Below are 21,964 nucleotides of genomic sequence, written 5' to 3'. Positions count from 1 at the left end.
GAGCATGGCAGCGCGCCAGAAAACAATCAAGCACGCTTGCATGATTTTCTGCCCGAACCCGTCGACCCATCGGCCTCGTCGGCACCGGGCCCGGTCACACGCGCCAGGGAGGCGGGACGTATGGGCCGAAGCACCACCCTGCCCTACGTAGGGCAGGGTGGTAAGCTGGCTGCATGATAAAGACGACCGTGTACCTTCCGGAGGATCTGGAAGTGCGGCTCGACGCCGAGGCGGCCGCGACCGGTATCAGCAAGGCCGAGCTCATCCGGCGCGGCATCGCCCTGCTCCTGGAGCACGCGGAGCGGCCGAAGCGGAGCCTTGAGCTGCCGGTCTTCGACAGCGGGCGGCCCCGCACACCGGACGAGATGGACGACTCGGTGTACGAGCACATCAAGGAACGGGCCGCACGCCGTTGATCATCGTCGCCGACACTTCCGCCCTCTACGCCGCCTTCGATGCCGCACAGCCGGAGCACTCCGCAGCGGCAAGGATCCTGGAACACGAAAGGCTGGCCATCTCACCCCTGGTCGTCACCGAGCTGGACCACCTGGTCCACCGCGACCTGGGGTTCCCGGCCGCCCTGCAGGTGATGGAGGCGCTGAACTCCCGCATGGACGACGGGCAGTACCGCCTCGCCGAACTCAAGCTCGCGGATCTCCGTACCGCCCACGAGGTCCGGGAGAAGTACGAGGGCCTGCGGCTGGACCTGGCCGACGCGGTCGGGGTGGTCCTGGCCGACCGCTATCGGACCGACCGGATCTTCACCCTGGACCAGCGGGACTTCCGGGCCATGACCCCGCTCACGCCGGGGCTGGACGCCTTCCGGATCGTGCCCGCGGACCACTGAGGCCTCCCGCTCCCGGCACACGCCTCCACGCCCGGTCGGCACAGGCCCGCTGCGGCTCCCCCGTCACGGCCGGATCGCGGCCACGCACCGGCGCCCGTCCGCCCCGCCGCTGCTACCCTCCGCCGATGACTGCCGAACCCCACCTGGTGAAACCGCACTTCGACGGCGACCGGCTCGTCCTGGAGGAACACCGCGAGGCGGATCACGTCCGCTACCTCTTTCCCGGTACGGCGACGGGGCCCGCCGGCCCCCTGCGCGCGCTGACCCTGACCGAGGCCCTGCACGCCCGCATAGGGCCGGCCGGTACGGCGGAGGCCGTCCTGCGGGCCTGGGCGCAGGGGGCCGGACCGGCGGAGGCGGTGGAGGTGAAGGTGGCCGATCCGGCGGCCGTTCCTCCCGTACGGGTCCGGGCCGGTGCGATCGTGATCCGGGACGGGCACCTCCTGCTCATCCACTTCCGGGAGCCGGACGAGGGCGGCCCGCACTACGAGATCCCGGGCGGCGGGGTGGAGGCGGGCGAGACACCGGAGGAGGCCGCCGTACGGGAGCTCCGCGAGGAGACCGGCCTCCACGGCAGCGTCGAGCGGAAGGTGGCACGGGTCTGGAAGGAGGGCCGGCACGAGCACTACTTCCTCCTGACGGCCGAGGGCGGCATCGGCCCCGCCGAGACCCTGGACACCTACGGCGGCACCCCGGTCTGGATCCCCGTGCCCGACCTGCCCGCCCTCCCCCTCTGGCCGCGCCGCCTCTCCTGGCGCATCGAGCACTGGCACCGTACGGGCTGGCCCACGCCCCCGGCCGAACTGGCCGACTCGGTCACCGACCTCCGGGCGCCCTGCACGTGGTGAGCCCGTCGGCGGCCGGTCCCGGGCGCGCCGCCGCGACGGTCACGCCTTCTTCTTCCGCTTCCGCGCCCCGGTCTGGCTGCGCACCGCGCCCATGCTCGCCCCGATGACCAGGGCGATGGCGAGGGCGTCCGTCGTGGAGAGGGCCTGGTTGAGGATGAGGAAGCCCGCCGCGGCCGCGATGGCCGGTTCCAGGCTCATCATGACGGCGAACGTGGAGGCGGGCAGGCGGCGCAGGGCCATGAGTTCCAGGGTGTACGGGAGGACGGAGCTGAGGACCGCCACCGCCGCGCCGAGCGCCAGGGTGGAGGGGACGGTGAGCTTGGCGCCGGACTCCCAGATGCCCAGGGGCAGCGAGAGCACCGCGGCGACCACCATCGCCAGGGCCAGCCCGTCGGCCTGCGGGAAGCGGCGGCCGGTGCGGGCGCTGAAGACGATGTACGCCGCCCACATCGCCCCGGCCCCCAGCGCGTACGCCGCGCCGACCGGGTCGAGGCGGTCGAAGCCCCCGCCGCCGAGCAGGACCACGCCGACCAGGGCGAGCCCCGCCCAGACCACGTTGATCAGGCGGCGGGAGGCGAAGACGGAGAGCGCGAGCGGGCCGAGCACCTCCAGGGTGACGGCGATACCGAGCGGGATGCGGTCCAGCGCCTGATAGAACAGCGTGTTCATGCCGCCCATCGCCACGCCGAAGGCGAGCACCGTGCCCCAGTCCGCGCGTGAGTGGCCGCGCACCTTCGGCCGGCACACCACCAGCAGGATCAGCGCGGCCGCCGCCAGCCGGAGCGTGACCACGCCCAGCGCGCCCGCCTTCGGCATCAGCAGCGCCGCGACGGCCGAGCCGAACTGGACCGACAGGCCACCCGCGACCACCAGCGCGACCGGCACCAGCGCCGCGCCCCTGCCCGGTCCGGAGCCCTTCCGGCCGGCGGCGTCCAGAGCGGGTGCCGCCTCGGGTACGGCGACGGCCGCCGCGGCGGAGGCCGGCTCCGGAGCACTGCGCTGGACGTTCACGGGCGGCCTTTCGGAGGTACGGGGAGCGGCGGGGCGGCACGCCCGCGCCCACCCACGGTAGAGACCCGCGCGCCTCCCGTGAAATGACTTCTGCGCTCCCGTTATGCTCCGGGCGCATGAGCCGATGGGAGCGCACCGCATGAGCCGTCCCGAGGACCCGGACCGCACCGCGCCCCCCGGCCACCACCCGGCCCCCGCCTCCCGGGCCGTCGAGCTGCGTCATCTGCGGGCCTTCCTCGCCGTCGCCGAGGAGGGCAACGTCACCCGGGCCGCCGCGCACCTCGGCCTCACCCAGCCCGCCGTCTCCCGCACGCTCGCCGCCCTCGAACGCCACCTGGGCCTCCGGCTCGTCGACCGCTCCACCCACCATCTCGCCCTCACCCCCGAGGGCGTCGCCTTCCGGGACAAGGCCGCCGCGGCGGTGGCCGCCTTCGACGAGGCGCTGGACACCGGGCGGCTGCGCCACTGGCCCCTGCGGCTCGGGCACGCCTGGTCGGCCTTCGGCCCGTACACCACACCGCTCCTCCGCGCCTGGCGGGAGCGCCACCCGGCCACCCCGCTGGAGCTGCTCCGGATCGACGACCGCACGGCCGGGCTCACCCGGGGCGAGGTCGACGCGGCGCTGCTGCGCGGACCGGTCCACGCGCCGGGGCTCGTCACCGAGGTGCTGTTCACCGAGGGCCGGGTGGCGGCGGTGACGGCGGACGGCCCGCTCGGCTCCCGTACGTCGCTGCGCCTGGCCGACCTGGTGGACGGCCCCGTCGTCCTGAACACCGTCTCCGGCATCACGACCCCCGAACTGTGGCCGCCGGACGCCCGGCCCGCCGCCACCCTCACCGTCGCCAACACCGACGACTGGCTGGCCGCCATCGCCGCCGGGCGCGGCAGCGGGGTCTCGGCCGCCTCCACCGCCGCCATACACCCGCACCCGGGCGTCGCCTACGTGCCGCTCGACGACGCCCCGGGCGTCCCCGTCCTCCTCGCCCACCGCGACGGCCCCGGCCACCCCGCCCTGCCGAAACTGGCCGCCCTGGCCCGGGAGATCGTGGCGCGGGGGTGAGTCCCGGGGCCACCGGGGGCCGTACGGCGCACGGCCCAGCCGGTGCCGCCGTGGCTCGCCTCGCCGGAGAAGGCGCGGGCCGGCGCGGGGTCGACGACCGACGTCAGGCGCAGATCCGCCGGGGAGCAGCGGCCACCGGCCTCGCAGGTCCGCGCGGCGCCGCCGTCGGTCCCACGCGCACCCGCCCCAGCGACCCGCCGCGGCGATCACGGCAAACCCGTCGATGCTAGCGCCCGGCCGTCTCCCCCTTGACGTGGGCGGCGATCGTCCGCGCGCAGTCCAGGGATTCGGTACGGGTGGTGTCGACCTCCAGGTCGTAGATGACACCCCGGTGGACGCTCTCCGCCTGTGCCGCCGCCATGCCGACGGTCCGGTCGCCCCGGGCGATCTCCCGCCCCGCCGCGACCTCGCCCGCGCACCGGACGCCGACCCACAACACCCCCAGCCCGTCCAGCCGTTCGCTCCACCGGCGCCGGCCCGCCGCCCCGCTGAGGAACACCTCGTCGACGATGATCCGGGCGCCGGCGCGGGCCATCGCGGCGATCCCCTCGGTCCAGGCGTCCTCCAGCTCCCGGAACTCCGACCCGATGCTCACCGAGCCGTCCGGGCCGAACACGATCCCCGTCTCCGCGGCCTGGAGGGCGGCGGGCATCGCCTCGACCATCGTGTCGGTGCCGAGCGCGAGCCACGGGTCCGGCAGGAGGGCCTGGAGGCACCGGGCGATCCCGGACTTTCCGGAGCTGGAACCACCGTTGAGCACGATCACTTGAGTCTTCACGCGCGTCACCGTACAAGCGCCCCGCGCCCACCGCCGTGATCACCGTTCGCCGTCACCGTGCTCCAGCGCTTCCGCGATCACCTCGGCCAGGTGCCGGGCCCGGCGTCCGGCCCGCGGGCCGAGCCGGTCCAGTTGCGTACGACAGGAGAAGCCGTCCGCCAGCAGCTCCGTGCCCGGCTCCGACTCCCTCACGGCAGGGAGCAGTTGCTCCTCGGCACATGCGACGGACACCTCCCAGTGCCCCTTCTCGAAGCCGAAGTTCCCGGCCAGGCCACAGCATCCGCCGCTGAGTTCACCGGTCAGCCCCAGCCGCTCCCGCAGCCGCCGCTCCGCCGCGTCCCCGAGAACCGCGTGCTGGTGGCAGTGGGTCTGGCCGACGACCGGGCGGTCCAGGCGGGGCGGGATCCAGTCGGGGGCGTACTCCTCCAGGTACTGGGCCAGGGTACGGACGCGCGCCGCCAGTTCGGCGGCTCGCGGGTCGTCGGGGAGGAGTTCGGGCAGATCGGTGCGGAGGGCGGCGGCGCAGCTCGGTTCGAGGACGACCACCGGGTCGCCGGGGAGCGGGGCGAGCCGGTCCAGGGTGCGGCGCATCACCCGGCGGGCCGCGTCCAGCTGGCCGGTCGACACGTACGTGAGCCCGCAGCAGACCCCGGCCGGTGGCGGCAGGACCGTGCGGCCCGTCGCCTCCTCCAGGACCCGTACGGCCGCCCGCCCCACCTGCGGGGACAGATACTCGGTGAAGGTGTCCGCCCAGAGGTGGACCACCCGGCCGGGGGAAAGGACGCGCGCTCCCTCGCCGTCCTGCCTCCCGCCCTCCCCGTCGTTCCGCCTCTCGCCCTGCCCCGTGCTCAGCCCCTTGCTCTGCCTCTCGCCCTGCCCCCTGCTGTGCCCGTTGCTCAGCCCGTTGCTCAGCCCCTTGCTCTGCCCTTCGCTCTGGCCCCTGCCCCGCCCCCTGCCCTTCCTCTCGCCCTGCCCATCGCTCTGATGTCCGCGCAGCCAGCGGCTGTACGTCTCCGTCGCCAGCACCGGGATCGTCCGCTCGGGCGCGATCCCCGCCAGCCGCTTCGCGAGCGCGGCCAACGGCCGCACGCGCGCGAGGGTGTTGAGCGGGCGGGCGAAGGGAGCGGCCAGGCGCAGCCACTGCGGGAGGCGGCCCAGGGCGTAGTGGGCGGCGGGGCGGATCCGGCCCCGGTAGTGGTGGTGCAGGAACTCCGCCTTGTACGTGGCCATGTCGACACCCACCGGGCAGTCGCTCCGGCACCCCTTGCAGGAGAGGCAGAGGTCGAGGGCGTCCCGTACCTCCGTGCTCCGCCAGCCGTCCGTGATCACCTCGCCCGCAAGCATCTCGTGCAGCAGCCGGGCCCTTCCCCGCGTGGAGTGCGCCTCCTCGCCGGTCGCCCGGAAGGAGGGGCACATCACGCCCGCGCCGCCACCAGGGGCCTCCGCCGTACGGCACTTGGCGACGCCGACGCACCGCCGTACCGCGCCCGCGAAGTCGCCGCCGTCCTGCGGATAGCCGAAGGCCACGTCCACCGGGCGCTTCGGGAGGACCGCGAAGCGGAGGTTGGCGTCCAGCGGGGCCGGGCGGGTGAGGATGCCGGGGTTCAGGCCGCCGTCCGGGTCCCACACGTCCTTGAACGCGCCGAAGAGGCCCACGAGTTCGTCCCCGTACATCCGGGGCAGCAGCTCCGCCCGGGCCTGGCCGTCGCCGTGCTCACCGCTGAGGGAGCCGCCGTGCGCGACGACGAGATCGGCCAACTCCTCGGAGAAGCTGCGGAATCGGGCGATGCCGGACGGGGTGAGGAGGTCGAAGTCGATGCGTACGTGGATGCAGCCCTCGCCGAAGTGGCCGTACGGCGTGCCGCGCAGGCCGTGCCCGGCGAGCAGGACCCGGAAGTCGCGGAGGTAGGGGCCGAGCCGGCCGGGCGGGACCGCGCAGTCCTCCCAGCCGGGCCAGGCCTCTGTGCCGTCGGGCATCCGGGTCGCGGTCCCGGCGGCGTCCTCGCGGATGCGCCACAGGGCCCGCTGCCCGGCCGGGTCGGTGACGACGGCCCCGTCCACCGCGTCGGCGGAGCGCAGGACGCGCTCGGCGTGCGCCCGCGCCTCGGCCGGGGTGGCACCGCCCGTCTCGACGAAGAGCCAGGCGGCCCCGCGCGGCAGCCCGGCCGGTTTCCGTACGAGGTCGGCGGCCATGCCCTCGACGGTGAGCGGGCCGTACGGGAGGAGACCCGGGGCGGCTTCGGCGGCGGCCGCCTCGTCGGCGTACCCGAGGACGGCCAGGGCGCGGGCGCGCGGGGTCTCGACCAGGCGCACGGTCGCCTCGGTGACCACGGCGAGGGTGCCCTCGCTGCCGCAGAACGCCCGGACCGGGTCGGGGCCGCCGGGGTGCTCGGGGAGCAGGGCGTCCAGCGCGTAGCCGGAGATGCGGCGCGGGAGGCGGGGGTAGCCCGTGCGGAGGAGGGCGAGGTGGGCGCCGATCAGTTCGCTTACGCCGTGGGGGCCGTGGGGCGAGGTGCCGCCTGCGCGACCGGCGTCGTGGGGCGATGCGCCACGTGCGCCGTCGGGTCCCTGGGACGAGGTGCCGCGTACGCCGTCGCGCCCCTGAGGCGATGCGCCGCGTACGCCGTCGCGTCCCGTGCCCCGGGTCTGTTCCAGCCGCAGCGCCTCGCCCCCGTACCGGACCACCTCCAGCGCCGTCACGTTGTCCGCCGTGGTGCCCCAGGCCACCGAGTGCGCGCCGCAGGAGTTGTTGCCGATCATGCCGCCGAGGGTGCAGCGGCTGTGGGTGGACGGGTCGGGGCCGAAGGTCAGGCCGTGCGGGGCGGCGGCGGCCCGGAGGCTGTCCAGGACCAGGCCGGGCTGGACGGTGGCGGTGCGGGCGGCCGGGTCCAGGTCGAGGATCGCGTTCAGGTGGCGGGTGAGGTCGAGCACCAGGCCGGTGCCGGTGGCCTGGCCCGCGATGGAGGTGCCGCCGCCGCGCGGGACGACGGGGACCCCGTACTCCCGGCAGACCGTCAGCGCCGCCGCGATGTCGTCGGCGTCGCGCGGGGCGAGGACGCCGAGGGGGACGCGGCGGTAGTTGGAGGCGTCCATCGTCGTCAGGGCCAGGGCGGTCGGGCCGAAGTCGGTCTCGCCGCGCACGGCGGCGCGGAGTGCGGCGGCGAAGCCGGCCGGCGGTGCCGGCGGTCCGGTATGCGGGCGATGGAGTTCGGCCATGGCCTCAGCATGCCGTCGGTACAGATGAACTCTTGGGATGTGGGCGGACAAAATCTCTCAAGCTTCACAAAAAAGCCCACAAGATCTTCCCAAACAGACCGTCAAGTCTCCTATAGTGACCAAGACTTGAGCAGGAATTATCAGCTCCAGTTGTGCATGATCGTCCACTCCCGTGGTGAACTGTCCGGATTTCACCGGTGCGGTTTCGCCTCGTCCCACGTCCCGCACCGTCCGCCACCGAGGACTCCGATTGCGCCCCTCATTCAGGCCCACCGCACTCGCCCTGCTGATCTCGGCAGCCGTCACCGGCGCGCTGACCCTGTGGGCCGTGGTCGCGGCCCCCGATGCGGTACGGACCCCGCTGGCCTGGGGCGCGGCCGGGGCCGCCGTCCTGCTGAGCATCTGCGTGGCCGTCACCGTCCACACCCTGGGGACCGTCCGCGCCCTGCGCGCCCAGCGGTCCGCCGACAACCAGCGGTTCACCGCCGAGACCTCGCGGCTGGTCTCCGCCTCCGCCGCCGAGGCCCAGCGCTTCACGGCGGAGACGGCCCGGATCAAGGCCGCCGCCTCCGCCGAGACCGCCCGGGTGACCGCCGAGGCCCGCGCCGAGAACGAGCGGACCACCGCCGAGGCCGCCGCCGAGAAGGCCCGGCTCTCCGTCACCGTGGACCGGCTCACCGCCCGGGCCACCCGCGCCGAGACCGAGCGCTCCGCCGCCGTCGCGGCCTGCGCCAACGCGGCCGGGCGGATGCAGGCCCTGGCCACCAGCATGCTGGCCGACCTGCGGGAGATGGAGCACCGGCACACCGACGAGTCCGTCCTCGGGGACCTGCTCCACCTGGACCACCGCACCGCCCAGGCGGGCCGGCTCGCGGACTCCATCGCCGTACTGACCGGGGCGCGCTCCGGGCGGCGCTGGGCCAAGCCGATCGTCATGGAGTCGATCCTGCGCGGCGCGATGGGCCGTATCGGCTCCTACCAGCGGGTCCGCCTCCACTCCACCAGCGATGTGGCGATCGCCGGGCACGCGGCCGAGGGCGTCATGCACGCGCTGGCCGAACTCCTCGACAACGCGGCCAACTTCTCGCCACCCACCGCCGAGGTGCACGTGTACGTGGAGGAGGTCCCGGCGGGCATCGTCATCACCGTCGAGGACAGCGGGCTCGTGATGAGCGAGGTGCAGCTGCGCCGCGCCGAGCAGGCCGTCTCCGCCGACCACCAGAACCTCACCAACCTCTCCGGCACCCGGCTCGGACTGGCCGTCGTCGGCCGGCTGGCCCGTAAGCACGGCCTGACCGTCTCCTTCCGGCCCTCCGCGCGGGGCGGCACCGGCGCGCTGATGATGCTGCCCCAGGACCTGATCTCCCGGACCGCCGCACCGGCCGCCGTCCCGGACCGGGCACCGGCCGCGCCGCCCGCCGCCGCGACCGCCACCGCCGCGCTCCCGGCCGCCACGCCTTCGGCCGCACCGGCGCCCGCACCCACGGCCGCGCCCGCCGAGCCCGAGCCGTCCCACGCGTCGGCCGAGGGTGCGGGCCGCTCCGGGACCGTGCCCGCGGCCCGGTCCACCGCCGGGAACCAGGCCTCCGACGGCTCCACGCCCCTGACCCCGGCGGCGGAGCCGCAGCGCACGGAGTCGGAGTCCGAATCCACCGGCGGCGTCCCCGCGTTCGGCGAGAGCGGCCTGCCCAAGCGCCGCCGGGGCCGCACGCTGGCCGCCGCCGAAGCCCGTAACGGCAACGCCGCCCCCGGCGGAGCCGACACCCCCCAGGCCCGTACCACCGACGCGAAGGTCCAGGCTGCGCGCTTCAGCACCTTCAGCCGGGCGGTCCGTGCCAACTCCCCGCACCCGGAAGGCAACACCCGATGACCGCGACCACCGACGAGAAGCTCAACTGGCTGCTGGAGGGGCTGCTCGACCGCACCCCCGGCACCCGCCACGCCCTCGTCCTGTCCCGCGACGGCCTCAAGCTGTGCCGCACCCCCGAACTCTCGGTCGACCAGGCCGACCAGCTGGCCGCGATCTCCGCCGGGATCCAGAGCCTCTCGCACGGCGCGTCCATCGAGTTCGGTGACGGCAGCGGCGGCGTACGCTCCGCGATGGCCGAGTTCTACGGCGGGGTGCTGTTCATCGTCGAGGCGGGCGCGGGCGCCCACCTCGCGGTCGTCGCCGACGAGGACTCCGACGTGGGCCTGGTCGGCCACAACATGAGCGAGCTGGTCGAACAGCTCGGTGAGCACCTCGTCGCCCCGCCGCGCACCCCCGTGGCAGAGAGTTCGGCCGTATGACGACGGCGCCCCGCCCGCGCCCGGGCCGCGACGACGATCCGGACCGGCTGTACACCCTCACCGGGGGACGCAGCCGCTCCGACTCGGCCGCCTTCGATCTGGTGACCCTCGTCGTCGCGGAGTGCGACCCGGCCCCCGGTATGCAGTCGGAGCATGTGGCGATCCTGCGGATGTGCCAGAGCCCGACCGCCGTCGTCGAGATCTCCGCGACCCTGAACCTGCCGGTCAGCATCGTCCGCATCATGCTGTGCGACCTGCTGGACACCGGCCGGGTCAGCGCCCGCCACCCCCGTACCGCCCGTGTCGCGGACCGGCTCCCCGACCCCGACATCCTGGAACAGGTGCTCGTTGGACTCCGCAACCTCTGACCGCGCCACCCTGAGCGACACCGCCGACAACGGACTCAAGATCGTTGTCGTCGGCGGCTTCGGCGTCGGCAAGACCACCATGGTCCGATCCGTGAGCGAGATCCGTCCGCTCAACACGGAGGAGACGATGACCCGCGCGGGCGAGGCCGTCGACCACCTCGACGGCGTCCAGGCCAAGACGTCCACCACCGTGGCGTTCGACTTCGGCCGCATCACGCTCGACGCCCGCTCGGTGCTGTACCTCTTCGGCGCGCCCGGCCAGGAGCGGTTCTGGTTCCTGTGGGACCGGCTCTTCTCCGGCACGCTCGGCGCGGTCGTCCTCGTCGACACCCGCCGGCTGGCCGACTCCTGGTACGCCATCGACCGCCTGGAGCACCACGGCACGCCGTTCATCGTGGCGTGCAACGACTTCGGCGGGCCGCTCCACAGCGAGCAGCAGATCCGGGAGGCCCTGGACCTCGCGGACGACGTGCCGCTGGTGGAGTGCGACGCGCGCGACCGGTCCTCCAGCAAGTACGTGCTCATCACGCTCGTCGAGCACCTCGCCGCGCTCTCCGCCGCCCGGCTGCGCGCCCCCGGAGCCGACGCGCCGGGAGCCGCCGTGCCCGGGTCCGCCGTGCCCGCGGCAGCCCTGGCCAGCCCGACCCCGGAGCCCGCCCCGTGACGACCACCTCCGACACCACCGGACCGACCTCCTCCGGCCCGACGGACTCCGGCCCGGCGACGGCCTCCGGCACCGCGGCCTCCGACCCGACAGCCGCCACCGGGCGGACCGCCACCACCGGAACGGCGGACTCCGGGGCCACCGCGTCCGCCACGGCCACCGGAACCACCGCCTCCGGAGCCACCTCCCCCGCAACCACCCCCTCCGGCTGCCCCGTCGCCCACGGCTCCGTCCCGCTCTCCGGCCCCCGCTTCCAGAGCGACCCCGTCCAGCTCTACCGGGACATGCGGCGCGACCACGGCGCCGTCGCCCCGGTCGTGCTCGACGGCGGCGTGCCCGCCTGGCTCGTCCTCGGCTACCGCGAGCTGCACCAGGTCACCGGCGACCCGGTCCTCTTCAGCCGCGACTCCGAGCTGTGGAACCAGTGGGACCGCATCCCCGCCGACTGGCCGCTGCTGCCGATGATCGGGCGCGGGCAGAACTCGATCCTCTACACGGTCGGGGAGCGCCACAGCGTCCGGGCCATGATGATCAGCAACGCGCTGGAGGGCGTCGACCCGTTCTCCCTGAAGCGGTACGCGGAGGAGTTCGCGGACGAGCTGATCGACCGGTTCTGCACCAAGGGCGCGGTCGACATCATCGCGGAGTACGCCAAGCTGCTCCCGGCGCTCGTCCTGGCCAGGATCTACGGCTTCTCCGACGAGGAGGCGTACCCGCTGGTCGGCGCGATCAACGACATGATCGACGGCCGCGAGCGGGCGCTGGCCGGACAGCAGCACCTGGCCACCTCGATGTTCCGGCTGCTGGCCGACAAGCACGCCGAGCCCGGTGACGACGTCGCCAGCCGGATGCTCGCGGACACGGGCGGGTTCACCGACGAGGAGGTCGCCCAGGACCTCATGGTGATGATGGCGGCCGGCCACCAGCCGACCGCCGACTGGATGGGCAACTCGCTGCGCCTGATGCTCACCGACGAGCGGTTCGCCGCCTCGCTCTCGGGCGGCCGGCACAGCGTCGCGGAGGCCATGAACGAGGTGCTCTGGGAGGACACCCCGACCCAGAACGTGGCGGGCCGCTGGGCCTCCCGCGACACCCACCTCGGCGGGCGCCACGTCCGCGCCGGTGATCTGCTGCTGCTCGGGATCGCCGCCGCCAACGGCGACCCGCAGGTGCGGACCCACGCCTCGGCGCTGACCGGCGGCAACAACGCGTTCCTCTCCTTCGGCCACGGCGAGCACCGCTGCCCGTTCCCGGCCCAGGAGACCTCCGAGGTCATCGCCCGTACCGGCATCGAGGTACTGCTCGACCGGCTGCCGGACGTGGACCTCGCCGTCCCCGCCGAGCAGCTCACCCGCCGCCCGTCGCCGTGGCTGCGCGGCCTCACCGACCTGCCCGTGCTCTTCACGCCCACGCCCGCCCTCGGCAGACCCGGAAGCCACGGAGGCCCCGCATGACCCGCATCGCACTCGACCCGTTCGTCAGCGACCTCGACGGCGAGAGCGCCGCGCTGCGGGCCGCCGGGCCGCTGGCGGAGGTGGAGCTGCCGGGCGGTGTACACGTGTACGCGGTCACCCACCACGCGGAGGCCCGGGCGCTGCTCACCGACAGCCGGGTGGTCAAGGACATCGACGTCTGGAACGCCTGGCGGCGCGGCGAGATACCCATGGACTGGCCGCTGATCGGCCTGGCCAACCCGGGCCGCTCGATGCTCACGGTCGACGGGGCCGACCACCGCCGGCTCCGTACGCTGGTGGCGCAGGCGCTCACCGTACGCCGGGTGGAGCGGCTGCGGGAGGGCATCGAGGCGCTGACGAACGCGAGCCTGGAGAAGCTGGCCGCCCACCCGGCCGGGGAACCGGTGGACCTGAAGGCGGAGTTCGCGTACCCGCTCCCCATGAACGTCATCAGCGAGCTGATGGGCGTGGACGCGGCGGACCACCCGCGGCTGAAGGAGCTGTTCGAGAAGTTCTTCTCGACGCAGACCCCGCCGGAGGAGGTCCCGCAGATGATGGCGGACCTCGGCACGCTCTTCACGAAGATCGTGAACGACAAGCGGGCGAACCCGGGCGACGACCTCACCAGCGCCCTGATCGCGGCCTCCGAGAACGGTGACCACCTCACCGACGAGGAGATCGTCAACACGCTGCAACTGATCATCGCCGCCGGACATGAGACCACCATCAGCCTGATCGTCAACGTGGTGGAAGCCCTCCAGACCCACCCGGAGCAGCGCAAGAAGGTGGTGAACGGCGAGATCGGCTGGGACGGCGTGATCGAGGAGACGCTCCGCTGGAACACCCCGACCTCGCACGTCCTGATCCGCTTCGCGACGGAGGACATCGAGGTGGGCGACCGGGTCCTGCCGAAGGGCGAGGCGCTGATCGTCTCGTTCGCCGCGCTGGGCCGGGACGAGCGGCAGTACGGCCCGACGGCGGGCGAGTTCGACGCCACCCGCACCCCCAACCGCCACATCGCCTTCGGCCACGGCCCGCACGTCTGCCCCGGCGCGGCCCTGTCCCGGCTGGAGGCGGGCATCGCGCTCCCGGCGCTCTACGAGAAGTTCCCGGAACTGGAGCTGGCGGTCCCGGCGTCCGAGCTGCGCAACAAGCCGATCGTGACGCAGAACGACCTGTACGAGCTGCCGGTGAAGCTGGGCTGCCCGTTCGGCCACGAGGGGTAGCCGCCCGTTGGTGAGAGGTCCACGAGCCGGAGCGTGTGTCTCACCGGACGGACACGGTTGCGACGCCGTGCCGCCGAGGGACTACGCTCCGACTCGTGGCCGACATCCAGATTCCCGCTGACATCAAGCCCGCAGACGGACGCTTCGGCGCCGGTCCTTCCAAGGTGCGGACGGAGGCGCTCGACGCGCTGGCCGCCACCGGCACCTCGCTCCTCGGTACGTCCCACCGCCAGGCCCCGGTCAAGAACCTGGTCGGCGAGGTACGGGACGGGGTGCGCGCGCTCTTCTCCCTGCCCGAGGGGTACGAGGTCATCCTCGGCAACGGCGGCTCCACCGCCTTCTGGGACATCGCGACGCACGGTCTGATCGAGTCGAAGTCCCAGCACCTGAACTTCGGTGAGTTCTCCTCCAAGTTCGCCAAGGCCGCCAAGCTCGCGCCCTGGCTCTCCGACCCGACCGTCATCGCCTCCGACCCGGGCACCCACCCGGATCCGCGGGCCGAGGCGGGCGTGGACGTCTACGCCTTCACGCACAACGAGACCTCCACGGGTGTCGCGGCCCCGGTCGAGCGCGTGGCGGGTGCCGACGAGGGCGCGCTCGTCCTGGTGGACGCCACCTCGGGCGCGGGCGGCCTCCCGGTCGACATCACCGAGTCGGACGTCTACTACTTCGCCCCGCAGAAGTCCTTCGCCTCCGACGGCGGCCTGTGGATCGGCGTGTTCTCCCCGGCCGCCCTGGAGCGCGCCGCCCGGATCCACGCCTCGGGCCGGCACATCCCTGAGTTCTTCTCCCTGCCGACGGCGATCGACAACTCGCTGAAGAACCAGACGTACAACACCCCGGCGCTGTCCACCCTCTTCCTGCTTAACGAGCAGCTGAAGTGGATGAACTCCCAGGGCGGCCTGGACTTCACGACGGGCCGCACGGCGGCTTCGTCGGGCCACCTCTACACCTGGGCCGACGAGTCCAAGTACGCCACCCCGTTCGTCACGGACCCGGCGAAGCGCTCGCAGGTCATCGGCACGATCGACTTCGCGGACGAGATCGACGCGGCGGCCGTCGCCAAGACCCTCCGCGCCAACGGCATCGTCGACACCGAGCCGTACCGCAAGCTCGGCCGCAACCAGCTGCGCGTGGCCATGTTCCCGGCGATCGACCCGGCGGACGTCCAGGCACTGACGGCGTGCATCGACTACGTGATCGAGAAGCTGTAGTACGCGGCTCCCCCCTCGGTACGGAGACGGCCCGGCACCTGTTGAGGTGGCGGGCCGTCTCCGTGTCACCCGACCAGGTGACACGGAACTCCGGCCCCCATCCCCCGTTCCCCTCTCCCGGCCGAAGTCGCCCCGGACGCCGACGAGACCGTGCGCGCGGGCCACCCGAAACGCCGAGGACCGCTAGAGGGGAGCGCACTAGGGTGCGCACATGAGTTCACCCCAGCCCGAGCACGGTCCCGTAACTCCGGCCTCCTCCACCCCCGCGACCGCCCGCGTCCTCCATGTCCCGTACACCGGAGGCGAGAAGGAGAGCCTGCACGCCAGTCTGGACCTGCACCGGGATGCGGTGCTGTGGAAGCTGGCGGGGCTCGACGACGAGCAGGTGCGGCGGGCGATGACGCCGAGCGGGACGAATCTGCTCGGGCTGGTGAAGCATCTGGCGGCGGTCGAATACGGGTGGTTCTGCTCGACGTTCGGGCGGGAGACCGAGCCCTTCTGGTTCGACCCCGCGACCGAGGACATGGCGGCTTCCCCGGACGAGACGACCGCCGGCATCGTGGCCTTCTACGCCCGTGCCCGCGCGGCCGCCGACGCCGCGATCCGGGAGACGGACCTGGAGGCGACGGGCACCGCGTGGGACGGGCGGGTGGTGTCGATGCGGTGGGTGCTCATCCACATGCTGGAGGACACCGTCCGGCACGCCGGGCACATGGACATCCTGCGCGAACTGATCGACGGCGCGGTGGGGCGCTTCCCGGGCGTGGAGTGACCGGGGCGCACCGGCTCGGAGTGACCGGGGCACAAGGGCGTCGCGAGGAGGGAGTACCCGGGGTCGGAGCGAGTGGGGCGCACCGGCGCTGCGTCGACGGAGCCCCGGGCTCTGCGTGACCGGGAAGCCCGGACTCACGTACTCACTCCGCCGGTGCCGCCACCAGCACCGCGCGCAGGGCGGCTATCCCGGCCAGCCACTCCTTCTCCGCCCCGGCCTCGGCCCACAGGTCCAGCGGCTCCGCGTCGGCGCCGGTGAGGCGGTCCAGGGCGCGGACCGCCAGGGGGCGCAGGTCGGCCGGGAGCGGGGGGACGGGGTCCTTGGGGCCGTACGCCGTGGTGATCGGCTCCCCGCCGGGGCACTGGGCGGCGACCAGGGCGGCCGCCGCGACCGCCTCCTCGCCCTCGTCCAGATACTCATCCGGGGCGGTGTCCGCGGCGGCGGTCAGGACGGCCCGCAGGACGTCCGCCTTCTTCTCCGGCTCGGCGTCGTCGACCCGCCCGCCGAAGTCGGCCGCGGTGTCGTTGTCGAAGTGGCCGATGTCCCAGGCGCCCATGGCGTCCCCCCTCAGTCCGCGTGCTCGGTCCGTGTACACGGAGTGCACGGTCTGCTCTGTCGTGGTGCGCCCCATCCTCACAGCCACCACTGACAATCAGCCCTCCGAGCGCCCCGGACGCCGGCCCGGCCTCATTGCACGCGGCCGCCCGAGCCCTCCTCGTCGTCATCGTCGTCGTCCGGGATGTGCACGTCGAAGACGTTGATGTTGACCTCGACGACCTCCAGCCCGGTCATCGACTCCACGGCCTCGACGACCTGGCCTCTGATCCGGTCGGCCAGTTCGTGGATCGCGACGCCGTACTCCACCTCGACGTCGACGTCGATCGCCGTCTGCTTCTCACCCACCTCCACCTTGACCGCGCGCCCGGCGCCCGAGGATCCGGAGACCCGGCTGGTGACGGCGCCCAGCGCCTTCGACGCGCCCTTGCCCACCGAGTGGACGCCTTCGGTCTCCCGGATGGCTATGCCGGCGATGGTGGCCACGACGCCGTCGGCGATGGTGGTCGTGCCGCGCACGCCGCCTCCGCCGCTCTTCGCCGCGTTTCCGCTCCGCGTTTCGATGTCGGCCATGTCCGCCTCACAGAGAGTGGTTGCCACGGGCGCTCTCGCCGCGCCCGCACGGAACCCCCTCATCCACTCTCCGCCCCTCCGCACCCGTCTGCCATTCGGGGCCGCCGGGCCAGGAGGAACCCCTGCGGCGCCCGCTCGGGGAACGGCCCCTCCGTGTCCCGCTCCCTGCGCACCACGGCCCGCACCTCCAGCCCCGCCGCCCGCAGCAGCTCGGCCACCCGCTCGGGCTGCCGCCGGTGGAAGACGAGCGAGACCTCCTCGCCCAGCGCCTCCGTGAGCCGCAGCGGCTCGTCGCCCACCTGGAAGCCGAGCTGTACGGGGGCGCCCGGGGCCAGCACGCGGCGGAACTCGGCGAAGGCGCGCGGCAGTTCCGTGTCCGGCACGTGGATGGTGGAGTACCAGGCGAGGAGGCCGCCCAGGGAGCCGTCCGGCAGGTCGAGAGCGAGCATGGAGCCCTCCTCGAACCGCAGCCCGGGGTGGTCCCGCCGCGCCTGCGCCACCATGCCCGGCGCGAGGTCGATCCCGAACACCTCGACGCCCAGGCCGAGTCGGTGGAGATGGCCGGTCACCCGGCCCGTACCGCACCCGACATCGGCCAGCGGGAGCCCTCCCCCGTCCGTCACCACGTGCTCGGCGAAGGCGGCCAACAGGCCGCGCTCCAGGGGCTTGGCGGCGAGTTCGTCGCGGGTCCACCGCGCGTATCCACCGGCGATGGCGTCGTACGAGCGGCGGGTGGCGCGCACGAAGTCCGGCGCCGGATCGGGTGCGGTCATGGCGCACCACCCTAGGGCCTGCCGTCACGGCCTGGGGCCTGCTGGCACCCGGCTGACGTTGCCGTCACACAGCTACGGTCACCCCGAAGGCGACCGTACGCCGGGCCGCCGCGCGGCAGCGGGCCCCGCACCTCCCGGCACGCTCCGGGCCTTCGGGCGCGGCGCTCCCGGTCCCGGGCCGCCGTGCGATACCGGCATTCTCCGGGCCTTCGGACGTGCCGCTCCCGGTCCCGGGCCGCCGTGCGACACCGGCATTCTCCGGGCCATCGGGCGCGCCGCTCCCGGTCCCGGGCCGCCGTGCGACAGGGCCCCCGTACTTCCCGCCGGGATCACTCCGGGCCCGCGGCCTCCGTGGGCGGGGGCGACGGGGGCGGAAGCTCCTCGCCGCCGGCCTCGCCCCCGCCCTCGTACCGGAGCGCCCCCGAGGGGCAGCGCCGCACCACCTCCGCCACCCGCCCGGCGTCGGCGGCGTCGGGCGTGATCCATGGCCGCCGGGCCGGATCGAACACCTCCGGCAGCCCCCTGACGCACTCGGCGGCGTGCCGGCAGCGCCCGGCCTCGAAGGTCACGGTGATCGAGCGGCCCTCGTAGGCTCTCCTGCCCGTTCCACCCGTCGTGTCGCTCATGCCGCCTCCCGTAGCGGTCGTGGCCGCTTCCGGCCGCTCAGTCGCTGACCTTGCTGCGGGACTGGTACAGCAGGTCCTGGTAGTCGGGGTGCCGGGCGATCCAGGCCGCGAAGAACGGGCAGGTGGCCAGCACCCTCAGCTGTGCGGCACGCGCCTCGTCGAGGGCGGTGCGGACCAGCGCCGAGCCGACCCCCTTGCCCTCGTACTCCGGCGCGACCTCGGTATGGACGAACGCGACGAGTTCCGCCGTACGGATGTAGTCGGCGAAGCCCGCGACGTCGGGGCCCCCGTCCACTCTCGCCTCGTACCTCTTGGCCTCGGGAACGTCATCGACCTGGACCGTCATGGGACCTCCGTCCGCTGTTCCCCACCGTGAACCGATGCGGTTGATACATCATCTTCGACCCCCGGGCGGTCAGGCGCCACCGCCGGCGCGGCCGGCGGCGAGCAGTTGCATCTCCCAGGCGAAGGCCACCCCGGAGCCCCCGCCGTGCTGGGCCTGGATCTCGGCGGCCGCCGGAACGGTCTCCTCGCGGGCCCAGTCGCGCTGCCACTCGCCCAGGACGGCCATCCACGTGATCGGGACGACGCCCGCCTGGACCATGCGGCGCACCGCCATGTCGTGGGCCTCCGCCGAGACGCCGCCCGAGGCGTCGGTGACGGCGTAGACGTCGAAGCCCTCGCCCGCCGCCTGGATGGCGGGCATGGCCAGGCAGATCTCCGTCCAGAGCCCGGCGAGGACCAGCTTCTTCCGGCCGGTCGCCTTCACGGCGTCGACGACGCGCTGGTCCTGCCAGGTGTTGATGAAGGTCCGGTCGATGGGCTTCTGCTCGGGGAACACGTCCTGGATCCCCTGGATCAGATAGCCGCCGCGCTCCTCCAGCACCGTGGTCAGGATGGCCGGGACGCCGTACGCCTTGGCCGCCTTGGCGAGTCCGACGACGTTGTTGACGATTGTCGCCGGTTCGTGGCTGTTCAGGTTGGCGAACTGGAAGGGCTGGTGGTCGATCAGCACCAGGACGCTCTCCTCGGGCGTCAGCAGCGCGTCGAGTCCGGCCTTGCTGGATCCGGCCGTGTTCGGGGTGCTCATGGGGGTGTCCCTTCTGGAGCCGCACGCCATTTGGTTGACGTGTCACCCACCCTAGGCAGGGGATGGTTGATGCGTCAACTAGTGCTGGTGGCGGCCGATTCACGGGGCGCCCCGGCCGTCTCGCTACGCTCCTTCCATGGACGCACCTCCTCGCTGGCTGACCCCCGAACAGCAGGCCGCCTGGGACAGCTTCATCCGCATGCAGGAGAAGCTCATCGGACGGCTCTCCCGCCGGGTCCAGGCCGACTCCCACATGTCCGCCGCCGACTACCTCGTGCTGGCCAAACTCACCGAGGCCGGCGGGCGGATGCGCCTCACGGACCTGGCCAGGCTGCTGGAGTGGGAGAAGAGCCGCATGTCCCACCAGGTCGGACGGATGACCAAGCGCGGACTGGTGGCGAAGGAGGAGTGCGCCGACGACGGCCGGGGAGCGTTCGTCGTCGCCACCCCGGCCGGCCGCACCGCGATCGAGGAGGCCGCGCCCGTGCACGTGGACCATGTGCGGCGGCTCTTCGTCGACGCGCTCACCCAGGAGGAGCTGGACGCCCTCGCCCGCATCTCCAACCGCGTCCTCGCCCACATGGAGAAGCAGCCCGACTGACCGGCCGCTCCCCCGGACCGCCCCCGCGCCCGTCGCCGCGTCCCCCGCCACGACCCCGGTCACCGGCTCAGCAGCCGGAACCGGCGGACCGCCAGCGGCAGGAAGACCAGCGTGATCGCCGCCGGCCAGACCACGGCCATCAGCAGGGCGTGCTCCTCCACCCAGGTGCCGCCCCCGGCCACCGGGTTGCCGAACAGCTCGCGGGTGGCGGTCGCGGTGGAGGAGATCGGGTTCCAGGCGGCGACCGCACCCAGCCAGCCCGGCATCAGGGACGGGGCGACGAAGGTGCTGGAGATCATCGTGAGCGGGAAGGCGACCGCGTACAGCCCGCCCGCCGCCTCCGGGGTCGGCACCAGCAGGCCGAGCCAGACGCCCACCCAGATCAGGCTGAACCGCAGCAGCAGGAGCAGCCCGAACGCCCCCAGGGCGGGCACCACCCCGCCGCCCGCGCGCCAGCCGATCAGCAGCGCGGTGGCGGCCAGGATGGCCAGTTCGGCGGCGGCCACCGTCAGGTCGGCCGCCCCCCGGCCGGAGGCGAAGGCGGAGGGGGCCATCGGCATCGACCGGAAGCGGTCGACGACCCCCTTGCCCGCGTCGGTGACGACGGCCACGGCGGTGTTCATGAAGCCCATGGCCATGGTCATGGCGAACATGCCGGGCATCAGGAACTCCCGGTAGTCGCCGCCGCCCGGCACCTTCATGGCGCTGCCGAAGACGTACCCGTACAGCAGCACGGAGAGGATCGGGAAGCCGAGCTGCCAGACGACGGCGGACGGCTGCCGCTGGTAGTGGGTCAGGCTGCGGCGGGTGATGTTCCAGCAGTCGGAGACCGCCCAGTAGGCGCGTCCGCGCCCGCGGGGCGCCTCGGCCACCGCCTCGGGGTCCGGTGCGAGTACGGTCATGCCGCCGCCACCTCCCGTACGGACTCCGCGTCCCCTGCGGCCTGCGCGTCGTCGGCGCCCGTGCCGTGGCCCGTCAGCCGCAGGAACACGTCGTCCAGGCTCGGCCGACGCAGCCCGATGTCCTCCACCGCGATCCCGTCGTCCTGAAGGCTCCGGGCCACCTCGGTGAGGGCGGCCACCCGGTCGGTGACCTGGGCGTGCACGCGGCGGGTGGTGTCGTCGGTGACGACGAGCCCGCCCCCGGCCACCCGACCCACGGCCCGCGCCACCGCCGCGAGGTCGCCCTCGTCGGCGGCGACGACCTCGATCCGGTCGCCGCCGACCCGGTCCTTCAGGGCGTCCGGGGTGTCGTCCGCGATGGCCCGCCCCCGGTCGATGACGGTGATGTGCGAGGCGAGCCGGTCCGCCTCCTCCAGATACTGCGTGGTGAGCAGCACCGTCGTACCGCCCGCCACCAGGTCCCGTACGGTCTCCCAGACCTCGCCCCGGCTGCGCGGGTCGAGCCCGGTGGTCGGCTCGTCCAGGAAGAGCACATCGGGCGAGAGGATCATGGAGGAGGCGAGGTCGAGCCGCCGCCGCATGCCGCCGCTGTACTCCCGGGCACTCCTCCCGGCCGCCTCCACCAGGTCGAACCGCTCCAGCAGCTCGCCCGCGCGGAGGCGGGCCCCGCGGTTGCCGAGATGGAAGAGGCGCCCGAACATCTCCAGGTTCTGCCGCCCGGTGAGCCCCTCGTCGACGGCCGCGTACTGCCCGGCGAGCCCGATCCTGCTCCGTACGCGGCGGGGCTCGCGCCCCACATCGAGCCCGGCGACCTCGGCCCGGCCCCCGTCGTACCGCAGGAGGGTCGCGAGGACCCGTACGGCGGTGGTCTTCCCGGCCCCGTTCGGGCCGAGCAGCCCGTGGACGGTGCCGGGGCGGACGGCGAGGTCGAACCCGTCGAGCGCCCGTTCCTCCGCCCCGCCCCTCCCCCGCCCCCGGTACCGCTTCACGACCCCTTCGGCGAGCACCGCGTAGGCGCTCCCAGACGTGGACATGGCACAACCCCCTGTTCTGCGACCGGCGTTCGAGCGAACTGAGTACACCGTACCCCAAACTGA

The 21,964-nt window shown here is 73.6% G+C and carries 24 protein-coding genes; 13 read left to right on the top strand and 11 right to left on the bottom strand.

Annotated features, from left to right (window positions below; all coding sequences use genetic code 11):
• The first annotated feature begins 173 nt into the window (after window positions 1-173).
• From ACQ9ZG_RS19610 to ACQ9ZG_RS19600, 3 genes are all read left to right on the top strand, one after another.
• Window positions 174-416 carry a ribbon-helix-helix domain-containing protein gene (locus ACQ9ZG_RS19610; protein WP_109916967.1) on the top strand — a complete coding sequence of 81 codons (243 nt, stop codon included), beginning with the start codon at window positions 174-176 and terminating at the stop codon, window positions 414-416.
• Entirely contained in the window at window positions 413-847 is a 435-nt protein-coding gene (locus ACQ9ZG_RS19605; protein WP_109916966.1) for a type II toxin-antitoxin system VapC family toxin, read from the top strand. Before ACQ9ZG_RS19610 ends, ACQ9ZG_RS19605 begins: the two co-directional genes overlap by 4 nt.
• Window positions 848-972: 125 nt before the next feature.
• Window positions 973-1,695: an NUDIX domain-containing protein gene (locus tag ACQ9ZG_RS19600; protein ID WP_109916965.1), complete on the top strand. Its 723-nt coding sequence runs from the start codon at window positions 973-975 to the stop codon at window positions 1,693-1,695.
• A 39-nt stretch (window positions 1,696-1,734) separates the two neighbouring features.
• On the opposite strand, the gene ACQ9ZG_RS19595 is transcribed toward ACQ9ZG_RS19600, so the two are convergent.
• Window positions 1,735-2,706 carry an EamA family transporter gene (locus ACQ9ZG_RS19595; protein WP_028416869.1) on the bottom strand — a complete coding sequence of 324 codons (972 nt, stop codon included), beginning with the start codon at window positions 2,704-2,706 and terminating at the stop codon, window positions 1,735-1,737.
• 139 nt (window positions 2,707-2,845) lie between these two features.
• Here ACQ9ZG_RS19595 and ACQ9ZG_RS19590 point away from each other — a divergent pair, with 139 nt between their 5' ends.
• Window positions 2,846-3,766: a LysR family transcriptional regulator gene (locus ACQ9ZG_RS19590; protein ID WP_499280955.1), complete on the top strand. Its 921-nt coding sequence runs from the start codon at window positions 2,846-2,848 to the stop codon at window positions 3,764-3,766.
• Between the two features lie 226 nt (window positions 3,767-3,992).
• On the opposite strand, the gene cpt is transcribed toward ACQ9ZG_RS19590, so the two are convergent.
• Window positions 3,993-4,532 carry a chloramphenicol phosphotransferase CPT gene (gene cpt, locus ACQ9ZG_RS19585; RefSeq protein ID WP_109917463.1) on the bottom strand — a complete coding sequence of 180 codons (540 nt, stop codon included), beginning with the start codon at window positions 4,530-4,532 and terminating at the stop codon, window positions 3,993-3,995.
• 51 nt (window positions 4,533-4,583) lie between these two features.
• Window positions 4,584-7,760 carry an FAD-binding and (Fe-S)-binding domain-containing protein gene (locus ACQ9ZG_RS19580; RefSeq protein ID WP_499280953.1) on the bottom strand — a complete coding sequence of 1,059 codons (3,177 nt, stop codon included), beginning with the start codon at window positions 7,758-7,760 and terminating at the stop codon, window positions 4,584-4,586.
• A 250-nt stretch (window positions 7,761-8,010) separates the two neighbouring features.
• Between ACQ9ZG_RS19580 and ACQ9ZG_RS19575 the strand changes: the two genes are divergently transcribed.
• From ACQ9ZG_RS19575 to ACQ9ZG_RS19540, 8 genes are all read left to right on the top strand, one after another.
• A complete protein-coding gene (locus ACQ9ZG_RS19575; RefSeq protein ID WP_499280952.1) occupies window positions 8,011-9,630 on the top strand; it encodes a sensor histidine kinase in 1,620 nt (539 codons plus the stop codon).
• Window positions 9,627-10,049 (top strand): roadblock/LC7 domain-containing protein, encoded by a 423-nt coding sequence (locus tag ACQ9ZG_RS19570; RefSeq protein WP_018490576.1) that lies wholly within the window; start codon window positions 9,627-9,629, stop codon window positions 10,047-10,049. The genes ACQ9ZG_RS19575 and ACQ9ZG_RS19570 overlap by 4 nt, the downstream gene beginning before the upstream one ends.
• Window positions 10,046-10,417, top strand: a complete 372-nt coding sequence (locus ACQ9ZG_RS19565; RefSeq protein ID WP_018490575.1) for a DUF742 domain-containing protein — start codon at window positions 10,046-10,048, stop codon at window positions 10,415-10,417. Before ACQ9ZG_RS19570 ends, ACQ9ZG_RS19565 begins: the two co-directional genes overlap by 4 nt.
• On the top strand, window positions 10,398-11,081 hold the full coding sequence (locus ACQ9ZG_RS19560) for a GTP-binding protein (protein ID WP_499280951.1): 684 nt from the start codon (window positions 10,398-10,400) through the stop codon (window positions 11,079-11,081). The genes ACQ9ZG_RS19565 and ACQ9ZG_RS19560 overlap by 20 nt, the downstream gene beginning before the upstream one ends.
• A complete protein-coding gene (locus ACQ9ZG_RS19555; protein ID WP_109915539.1) occupies window positions 11,078-12,535 on the top strand; it encodes a cytochrome P450 in 1,458 nt (485 codons plus the stop codon). The genes ACQ9ZG_RS19560 and ACQ9ZG_RS19555 overlap by 4 nt, the downstream gene beginning before the upstream one ends.
• Window positions 12,532-13,761 (top strand): cytochrome P450 family protein, encoded by a 1,230-nt coding sequence (locus tag ACQ9ZG_RS19550; protein ID WP_109915540.1) that lies wholly within the window; start codon window positions 12,532-12,534, stop codon window positions 13,759-13,761. The genes ACQ9ZG_RS19555 and ACQ9ZG_RS19550 overlap by 4 nt, the downstream gene beginning before the upstream one ends.
• A 95-nt stretch (window positions 13,762-13,856) precedes the next feature.
• Window positions 13,857-14,975, top strand: a complete 1,119-nt coding sequence (gene serC / locus ACQ9ZG_RS19545) for a phosphoserine transaminase (protein ID WP_028416877.1) — start codon at window positions 13,857-13,859, stop codon at window positions 14,973-14,975.
• A gap of 211 nt (window positions 14,976-15,186) precedes the next feature.
• Window positions 15,187-15,747 (top strand): DinB family protein, encoded by a 561-nt coding sequence (locus ACQ9ZG_RS19540; RefSeq protein WP_181398247.1) that lies wholly within the window; start codon window positions 15,187-15,189, stop codon window positions 15,745-15,747.
• 142 nt (window positions 15,748-15,889) lie between these two features.
• Here ACQ9ZG_RS19540 and ACQ9ZG_RS19535 read toward each other — a convergent pair whose 3' ends face one another.
• The 6 genes from ACQ9ZG_RS19535 to ACQ9ZG_RS19510 all read right to left on the bottom strand — a co-directional run bounded on the left by ACQ9ZG_RS19535 (window position 15,890) and on the right by ACQ9ZG_RS19510 (window position 19,364).
• Window positions 15,890-16,303 (bottom strand): DUF4259 domain-containing protein, encoded by a 414-nt coding sequence (locus tag ACQ9ZG_RS19535; RefSeq protein WP_028416879.1) that lies wholly within the window; start codon window positions 16,301-16,303, stop codon window positions 15,890-15,892.
• Between the two features lie 131 nt (window positions 16,304-16,434).
• Window positions 16,435-16,875 carry an Asp23/Gls24 family envelope stress response protein gene (locus tag ACQ9ZG_RS19530; RefSeq protein ID WP_028416880.1) on the bottom strand — a complete coding sequence of 147 codons (441 nt, stop codon included), beginning with the start codon at window positions 16,873-16,875 and terminating at the stop codon, window positions 16,435-16,437.
• Window positions 16,876-16,934: 59 nt separating this feature from the next.
• Window positions 16,935-17,648 carry a class I SAM-dependent methyltransferase gene (locus ACQ9ZG_RS19525; protein WP_109915541.1) on the bottom strand — a complete coding sequence of 238 codons (714 nt, stop codon included), beginning with the start codon at window positions 17,646-17,648 and terminating at the stop codon, window positions 16,935-16,937.
• Window positions 17,649-17,977: 329 nt separating this feature from the next.
• The gene (locus tag ACQ9ZG_RS19520) at window positions 17,978-18,274 is read right to left on the bottom strand and encodes a (4Fe-4S)-binding protein (RefSeq protein ID WP_258312304.1); all 297 of its coding nucleotides are present in this window, start codon (window positions 18,272-18,274) and stop codon (window positions 17,978-17,980) included.
• Window positions 18,275-18,311: 37 nt separating this feature from the next.
• A complete protein-coding gene (locus tag ACQ9ZG_RS19515; RefSeq protein WP_018490565.1) occupies window positions 18,312-18,620 on the bottom strand; it encodes a GNAT family N-acetyltransferase in 309 nt (102 codons plus the stop codon).
• A 69-nt stretch (window positions 18,621-18,689) separates the two neighbouring features.
• Complete coding sequence (locus tag ACQ9ZG_RS19510) at window positions 18,690-19,364, bottom strand: hydrolase (protein ID WP_109916665.1); 675 nt, start codon at window positions 19,362-19,364, stop codon at window positions 18,690-18,692.
• A 136-nt stretch (window positions 19,365-19,500) separates the two neighbouring features.
• Between ACQ9ZG_RS19510 and ACQ9ZG_RS19505 the strand changes: the two genes are divergently transcribed.
• On the top strand, window positions 19,501-19,965 hold the full coding sequence (locus tag ACQ9ZG_RS19505) for a MarR family winged helix-turn-helix transcriptional regulator (protein ID WP_028416884.1): 465 nt from the start codon (window positions 19,501-19,503) through the stop codon (window positions 19,963-19,965).
• A gap of 59 nt (window positions 19,966-20,024) precedes the next feature.
• On the opposite strand, the gene ACQ9ZG_RS19500 is transcribed toward ACQ9ZG_RS19505, so the two are convergent.
• Both ACQ9ZG_RS19500 and ACQ9ZG_RS19495 read right to left on the bottom strand, forming a co-directional pair.
• A complete protein-coding gene (locus tag ACQ9ZG_RS19500; RefSeq protein ID WP_109916664.1) occupies window positions 20,025-20,867 on the bottom strand; it encodes an ABC transporter permease in 843 nt (280 codons plus the stop codon).
• A complete protein-coding gene (locus tag ACQ9ZG_RS19495; protein ID WP_109916663.1) occupies window positions 20,864-21,901 on the bottom strand; it encodes an ATP-binding cassette domain-containing protein in 1,038 nt (345 codons plus the stop codon). The genes ACQ9ZG_RS19500 and ACQ9ZG_RS19495 overlap by 4 nt, the downstream gene beginning before the upstream one ends.
• Between the last annotated feature and the right edge of the window lie 63 nt (window positions 21,902-21,964).

The sequence above is a fragment of the Streptomyces araujoniae genome, assembly GCF_050871195.1.
Lineage (GTDB): Bacteria > Actinomycetota > Actinomycetes > Streptomycetales > Streptomycetaceae > Streptomyces > Streptomyces bacillaris.
The sequence above is the reverse complement of the archived record's forward strand: the minus strand, read 5'-3'. Positions and strand labels throughout refer to the sequence as shown.

Coding starts and splice junctions, on each gene's coding strand:
- ACQ9ZG_RS19600 (WP_109916965.1), top strand. CDS start 973: ATGACTGCCGAACCCCACCTGGTGAAACCGCACTTCGACGGCGACCGG.
- ACQ9ZG_RS19530 (WP_028416880.1), bottom strand. CDS start 16,875: ATGGCCGACATCGAAACGCGGAGCGGAAACGCGGCGAAGAGCGGCGGA.
- ACQ9ZG_RS19515 (WP_018490565.1), bottom strand. CDS start 18,620: ATGACGGTCCAGGTCGATGACGTTCCCGAGGCCAAGAGGTACGAGGCG.
- ACQ9ZG_RS19550 (WP_109915540.1), top strand. CDS start 12,532: ATGACCCGCATCGCACTCGACCCGTTCGTCAGCGACCTCGACGGCGAG.
- ACQ9ZG_RS19610 (WP_109916967.1), top strand. CDS start 174: ATGATAAAGACGACCGTGTACCTTCCGGAGGATCTGGAAGTGCGGCTC.
- ACQ9ZG_RS19565 (WP_018490575.1), top strand. CDS start 10,046: ATGACGACGGCGCCCCGCCCGCGCCCGGGCCGCGACGACGATCCGGAC.
- ACQ9ZG_RS19495 (WP_109916663.1), bottom strand. CDS start 21,901: ATGTCCACGTCTGGGAGCGCCTACGCGGTGCTCGCCGAAGGGGTCGTG.
- ACQ9ZG_RS19505 (WP_028416884.1), top strand. CDS start 19,501: ATGGACGCACCTCCTCGCTGGCTGACCCCCGAACAGCAGGCCGCCTGG.
- ACQ9ZG_RS19510 (WP_109916665.1), bottom strand. CDS start 19,364: ATGAGCACCCCGAACACGGCCGGATCCAGCAAGGCCGGACTCGACGCG.
- ACQ9ZG_RS19525 (WP_109915541.1), bottom strand. CDS start 17,648: ATGACCGCACCCGATCCGGCGCCGGACTTCGTGCGCGCCACCCGCCGC.
- ACQ9ZG_RS19520 (WP_258312304.1), bottom strand. CDS start 18,274: ATGAGCGACACGACGGGTGGAACGGGCAGGAGAGCCTACGAGGGCCGC.
- ACQ9ZG_RS19540 (WP_181398247.1), top strand. CDS start 15,187: ATGAGTTCACCCCAGCCCGAGCACGGTCCCGTAACTCCGGCCTCCTCC.
- ACQ9ZG_RS19500 (WP_109916664.1), bottom strand. CDS start 20,867: ATGACCGTACTCGCACCGGACCCCGAGGCGGTGGCCGAGGCGCCCCGC.
- ACQ9ZG_RS19590 (WP_499280955.1), top strand. CDS start 2,846: ATGAGCCGTCCCGAGGACCCGGACCGCACCGCGCCCCCCGGCCACCAC.
- ACQ9ZG_RS19535 (WP_028416879.1), bottom strand. CDS start 16,303: ATGGGCGCCTGGGACATCGGCCACTTCGACAACGACACCGCGGCCGAC.
- ACQ9ZG_RS19570 (WP_018490576.1), top strand. CDS start 9,627: ATGACCGCGACCACCGACGAGAAGCTCAACTGGCTGCTGGAGGGGCTG.
- ACQ9ZG_RS19580 (WP_499280953.1), bottom strand. CDS start 7,760: ATGGCCGAACTCCATCGCCCGCATACCGGACCGCCGGCACCGCCGGCC.